The organism is Aeromonas sp. PS2Canimalfood6 (assembly GCF_048276795.1).
GTDB lineage: Bacteria > Pseudomonadota > Gammaproteobacteria > Enterobacterales > Aeromonadaceae > Aeromonas > Aeromonas caviae.
Genome location: NZ_JBLUXC010000106.1, coordinates 1 through 4,332, shown reverse-complemented (window position 1 = coordinate 4,332; position 4,332 = coordinate 1). Strand labels below are relative to the sequence as shown.

Below are 4,332 nucleotides of genomic sequence, written 5' to 3'. Positions count from 1 at the left end.
CGGCGTGAAGAGTGGCTATGTCGTTAAGGGTTGCACTGTTCGGGGGGACTGGAACACCGCGAAGCGGATAGCGGTACAGATCCGGTACAAAAGTGGGACAGAACCGGTACAAAACTGGGACAGAACCGGTACAAAACTGGGACAGAAGTGGGACAGAAGTGAGACAGAAGTGGGACAGAAGTGGGACATGTGCAGGGCGAGGCGGGGGCGAAAAACTGGGGCCAGCGGCCCCACTTTCCCACCATCGAGGCGGCTTATCTGATCGGGTACACCTCGAAGGGTGGGGCAAGATACCGAAACAGGCCGCAGGATGCAAAAACAGGCCGAAACCATACTCCGCAGGATCCGGCCCTAAAACCGCCTCAGAAGCGTTGCAAACTTTCAGGCGGTAAATGCCCTGTCTTGTGTGTCGAAGCGCCCCAAAACGCGATACAGGCGGTCACATCCTGACGGAATGGCCGTTTTGCCATGTGAAATCGGCTATTGAACATAATGGGCGTTATGCGCACCGACTTTACGGGGTGGTGTATCAAATTTGAGTCAGTGTTACACTGTCAACTAAAGGTTGAATGGTTGCGCCCGTCGTGTCGTAGCTTTGTTGGTCAAGCAGACCGTGAATGTGGCGCTCCTGTCGCTGGTCATGAGCTTCTTTTGTGGAGGTTTTTATGGGTGAGCTAAAGCGAGATCTCTATCCTGAGTTGGATAAGATTTTGTGGGATTTTTGCCACCGAATGATACCTGCAGATGTCGCGTTTAAATTATATGAAGCGCGATGGGGTTTTGTTGACAGAAAAAACATGACCCATAAAGAAAAGGATCTCATAAACAAGCTTGTTTCTATATATGGGCATGGTTTTTTTATGCCTACAGCTTGAGGAAATAAATGACTAGGTTCTCAATTCAACATCACCAAGTAATAGAGTCGGCATTAAATAATTTTAATGCCGATTTTTTTTATGAAAACAAAATTCTTTTCGGAGGTGGCACTAGAATTGCCCTTGATCTTAATGAGTTCAGGACATCTATTGATATTGATTTCTTATGCCCTGACAAATCTTCTTACAGGGCTGTTAGAGGTGAAGTTACCAATGTGTCACTTGGCAATCTAGTGAAGCAAGAGTTTGAATACCCAAGAGAAATATCATTTAGCAGAGATGCTGTGAGGACATTCATACTGGTTGGTGGTAGCCGCATAAAACTGGAGTTTGTTTGTTTCGATAATTACGAGTTAGATGCTGTTTTTGATGGACTGTTTCCTGTTCCGTACATAGACAGAACTTCTTGTTTTTATACAAAGTTACTAGCAAATTCTGATCGGTGTCTAAGCCCGCCATTCAAAGATATTTTTGATATTTTAGCCATGTGTGATCATTGGGGAATGATCCCATCCTTAGCTTTTGAAAAAGCTGAGGGGCATTATGCTTCCGCAGTTAGGAGAGATCTAATTAGGGCTGTCGATGATGTATTGTCAAGATCATGTTTTTATATTGAACAGGCAAAATCTATGACTATGTCAGATGACTACGCTCGGAAATTGGTCAATGTCGTCGCCCCCGAGCTACGTAAAACCCTGATCTAGATTGACGGCTGTTTGTCGATCAGCGTAACCTGTTCGCCAGAAACGAAAAAACCGCCTTGCAGGGCGGTTTGTTCGAAGGTGTCGTCAGTTGGGGAACCGACTTCACCTGGTAACGGCTCCGTAGAGGGAAGCAGCTACCTAAAGTCCCAGCAAGTTTAGCGGCTCCATGCCGTATCTTTCAAGCTAATTCCCTCTTAAAGCCCGTTACCGAAGGCCACCACCTTTGGCGCTTTGTCGTACCCGCACGGATTGGAAGCATGAGTTTGTTGCCGTGTTAGGGTGTGGTCGGTCGGGCAGAATGGGGAATTCTCACACACTGCCCAGCGTGCGATCGCGCATCACAGCCTCTCTGGACTCGCAATCCAGAGGCATCTGCCAGTAGAGCGTAACGGGGAACCAACCACGGCCAGCTCTTTAAACACGGCGCGGTAGTCCGGCCCATAGGTGGGGACTGAAGCAGATGCAGCAGGACGGGATGTGTCTCTGGAGCGCGTGAGAGGGAGTCGTCGCAAACGGCCTCGATAGTCCAGAGCAAGGCGAGCTTATCCAGCGTAACTACGTCATTTTTGACATAGCCAAGCAGGAGGGCTCTCCTATCTTGAAGCGCAGCGGAAAGATAGGAGAGCCTGCTGACCGGGGAGCTTTGCGACATCCTTTTTGCGCGGCCTTTGGGCCGTACTCTTTGAGCTCTTCATAATCGAGAGAGAGGATCTTGGCGAGGTGGCTAAGCCCGTTCCCGAAGGGCTGTCCATCAGGCCGTGTGTTTGGCCTGTGGGCAGTAGGGCTTATCCACGGAGCGGGGTTGGTTTTTCGTACGTACGAAATTTGAGGTGCTAGGGCAGGATTCGCAATTTGGTACCGGCTGCCGCCGCTCTTGCCCTAAGACCGTTCTCGCCCATTCTCCGGCAGCCCTCATCTCTTCCCGTAGCTCTGCCATTTCCTTTGTCGTCAATGGGCGATATGTCACTGGCTGTCTCCTTTGCTCTGCCGTGCTTCGATTCGGTGAATGTCCTCCATGACAGCAGCAAGGAGGGATGGATCGTTCTCTTCCTTGGCGGCTTCTAGGTATGCCGCGATCTCCACACGGCTAGTCAAATGGTCCGCAACGTCGTACTTACTGAATTGCTCCTCTGGAACGCCCTTCAAATTACCTTTTTGATTCATCAAATTAGCCATCCGATTTTGTGGGTTTTTTTGTGGGTCGCTTGGGTGAGGTGTGGGCTATTTTGTAGGTCTTTTTGTGGGCTCGTAACCTGTCATCCGTTTTGTACCCTATTTTGTCATCTCCCTTAGCTCCATGTACTTCATTCTGTAATCCATTTTGTAGGCATTCCGTAGGTATGCAGTAGGTGTTCTGTGGGTGAACGGTAGGGCTTTAGTAGGCTTTCTGTAGGGGATCTGTAGGGGTTGGCGGTTGAGCAGTTTTTTCATTCCCTATGGACACTTTCTTTTTGGAGCTCCCTCATATAACCCCGTAAGTCTTGAATGTGCCCCATTGTGTGCCCTGTTTTGTATCCAACTAACTGATTTTGTGTCCTTTTATGTGCCTCTTTGTGTGTCCTGTGCTTTGTGGTGTGTGTCCTTTTTTGTGTCTCTTTGTGTATCCCACTGCCCACCCGTTAGAAAATGATTCACTGCCTTCAGGCACGACACCGACTGTATACAAACTGCGTTTGATACCCTCGGCGTGCCTGTAAACATCGTCGCGCCAAAGGGGATTCCCCTTTGAAACCCGAGTGCGGTTCTACGAACCTGAGTGATGCCAATCAAAATTAGAATTTGATGGTTCGTAATTATAATTTGATGTTTGGCTGCGCTGGTGTCATAACGTAGATATGAACCATCAAAACGGGTTTTTGATATGGAAGAGATCAAGGCGAAGTGGGTATTTGAACAAGGGGGCTTTGCCAAGGCGGTGATCGCCCCGACCCCGATGGGTGCCGGCTACCATCTTCACCTGGTGAAGTTTGGCCGCAATGCAGAAACGGAAGTGCTGGAACGCCAGCGCGGAGGCTGGCGGGTCTTTAAGACCATCGATGCAGGGGTTAACACGGCGCACACCATCGGTTTTCGCCGCATCGAGGTGGATCTAAGCAGTCGTTAAGGCTGCCGCGCTGCGCTTGCCGACTCCCGAACGGGGCGCGACAGACTGCGCTAGTCGCCCCCGTTCGGGAGTGCGGCCCTGATCTCCACAGGGTGGGGCCACTGGCCCCACCCTGATGGACTCTGTTTTGCTTCACCTATTGGCCCCCACGGTCGTCCACTGGACGCGCTCGATGTTCCGAGCGATTTGTTCCTGCCCCACCGCAACGGGGCGAGCGGGTGATCGGCTATCCGAGCGATCTGTTCCAAGGTGGGGCCAGTGGCCCCACTCTGATGGACTCTGTTTTGCTCCACCTATTGGCCCCCACGGTCGTCCGCTGGACACGCTCGATGTTCCGAGCGATTTGTTCCTCTCGGGGTGGTAGTGCAACCATAAAAACAGCATTAAGATCATGCTGTTATGGCGTTTTTGCCACCATTTTCACGATGCGCTTCTGATTAAATACTTCTTTTCTTTCAATGCGTTACACCAGCTTTGCTGGTGCGTAATGTGTATGGCTGTTGACCACCGTTTTTAAGGGCAGAATGACGGCGTGAAGAGTGGCTATGTCGTTAAGGGTTGCACTGTTCGGGGGGACTGGAACACCGCGAAGCGGATAGCGGTACAGATCCGGTACAAAAGTGGGACAGAACCGGTACAAAACTGGGAC

The 4,332-nt window shown here is 50.5% G+C and carries 4 protein-coding genes; 3 read left to right on the top strand and 1 reads right to left on the bottom strand.

Features of this window, described 5'->3' with window-relative positions:
• Nucleotides 1-665 precede the first annotated feature (665 nt).
• Both ACNPAA_RS20600 and ACNPAA_RS20595 read left to right on the top strand, forming a co-directional pair.
• Entirely contained in the window at nt 666-875 is a 210-nt protein-coding gene (locus tag ACNPAA_RS20600) for a hypothetical protein (RefSeq protein ID WP_417891979.1), read from the top strand.
• An 8-nt stretch (nt 876-883) separates the two neighbouring features.
• Nucleotides 884-1,579 carry a nucleotidyl transferase AbiEii/AbiGii toxin family protein gene (locus tag ACNPAA_RS20595; protein ID WP_417891978.1) on the top strand — a complete coding sequence of 232 codons (696 nt, stop codon included), beginning with the start codon at nt 884-886 and terminating at the stop codon, nt 1,577-1,579.
• Nucleotides 1,580-2,542: 963 nt separating this feature from the next.
• On the opposite strand, the gene ACNPAA_RS20590 is transcribed toward ACNPAA_RS20595, so the two are convergent.
• Complete coding sequence (locus tag ACNPAA_RS20590) at nt 2,543-2,743, bottom strand: hypothetical protein (RefSeq protein ID WP_167558395.1); 201 nt, start codon at nt 2,741-2,743, stop codon at nt 2,543-2,545.
• Between the two features lie 697 nt (nt 2,744-3,440).
• On the opposite strand from ACNPAA_RS20590, the gene ACNPAA_RS20585 reads away from it, so the two are divergent.
• Nucleotides 3,441-3,683 (top strand): hypothetical protein, encoded by a 243-nt coding sequence (locus ACNPAA_RS20585; protein WP_042469152.1) that lies wholly within the window; start codon nt 3,441-3,443, stop codon nt 3,681-3,683.
• Nucleotides 3,684-4,332: the final 649 nt, after the last annotated feature.

What these genes read in the sequence shown, in the direction of transcription:
- ACNPAA_RS20590 (WP_167558395.1), bottom strand. Translation starts at nt 2,743, where the DNA reads ATGAATCAAAAAGGTAATTTGAAGGGCGTTCCAGAGGAGCAATTCAGT.
- ACNPAA_RS20600 (WP_417891979.1), top strand. Translation starts at nt 666, where the DNA reads ATGGGTGAGCTAAAGCGAGATCTCTATCCTGAGTTGGATAAGATTTTG.
- ACNPAA_RS20595 (WP_417891978.1), top strand. Translation starts at nt 884, where the DNA reads ATGACTAGGTTCTCAATTCAACATCACCAAGTAATAGAGTCGGCATTA.
- ACNPAA_RS20585 (WP_042469152.1), top strand. Translation starts at nt 3,441, where the DNA reads ATGGAAGAGATCAAGGCGAAGTGGGTATTTGAACAAGGGGGCTTTGCC.